At 47.9% G+C, this 1,168-nt stretch carries 1 protein-coding gene; it reads right to left on the reverse strand.

The window, feature by feature from the left end; genetic code table 11:
- Nucleotides 1–1,168, reverse strand: a 1,168-nt coding sequence (locus ACTRWI_RS22445; RefSeq protein ID WP_499133905.1) for a hypothetical protein, incomplete at both ends; no start/stop codon positions are given.

Genomic DNA, 1,168 nt, shown 5'->3' on the forward strand with positions numbered 1-1,168 from the left:
AGTACGAGAGTCATAACTGGTGCTCGCTGACGAAATAAGCTGTGAGTCAACCTGATAAAAGACACCTTCCATAGGGTCCTTCAGCGCATTGTACGCAATATCGTAATCCACTATCGCAGCGCTGCTTTGTACATCCACCGTTTCATCACTGTAGGCGGCGACCGCCGAGTTACCATCGCTAACCATTATTTGAAGTCGATAACGTTCACCAGAGGTCAATGAGGTTAGTTCGTTGAAACTAGGGTTTGCATTGCCCCTTGAGTTCCAAGTACTACCGTTATAATCACTGGCCTGCCATTGGTAATTGACGCTTAAATGGGTATTAGTCTGTATCAGGGTGGCCATTTCTGATTTAATGGTATCGAGATTAATCAACCCTACCGTATCCGTTTCGACTAAATTCGGCTGGTCGTAAGCGAGTAATGGTTGAGTCATCACTAATTCACCTGGGCTCGTCGTAGACCCATTGCTAAACGCGACACTCACCGGACCCAATTGTTGAGTAAGCATACCTTGTGTTTGCGTCGCCATCACACTTAACACTTTAGTATCTGGGTAGTCGGCAATCATATCGCTGACGGTGGTATGTTTAGTCGTAGGGGCAAGATCGCTTCGATATTCATACACCGTCGTATAAGCGCCTGATGACTCTCCTTCAACTTCTTGGAGATTTTGTGAGAACAGTGTGCCGTATGAGGCGATACTGGCTGGAGAGGAAAAGCTAACACTCAGTCCGCTGTGCCAGCCCGCTACACTTGCCGGGATCATACCTTGAACAATAGCGGCACTCACCTCTACCGTTTGGGCCAGCACCTGACCATTTTCACTGTAGTTCAATGCTAAAAGTACATGACGCCCAACATGGCCTTGTAGACTATTATTAGTAAGCGGACTGGTCAGCGCTTGCCAAGTTTCTGGTGCACTGCGTTGTGTAGGAGTGTCCACTAGATACCAGTTAACCGTGATATTGGCACTATTTGCGTTATCGAGCGAACCATTACGCAGCAGCTGTGCTTGAAACTGCGGCGTACTATTTTCATAAAGAGGCTGCACACTAATACTACCAGTAATGCTCAGACTCTCTGATGTACTTGGCACTGCAGCACGAGCGGTTGACAAGGCATGAGCACTCAAACCCGAGCCGCCAGTATCGGTCACGATAACCCCT

It is taken from the genome of Pseudoalteromonas sp. G5_S1_14_S5 (assembly GCF_054968605.1).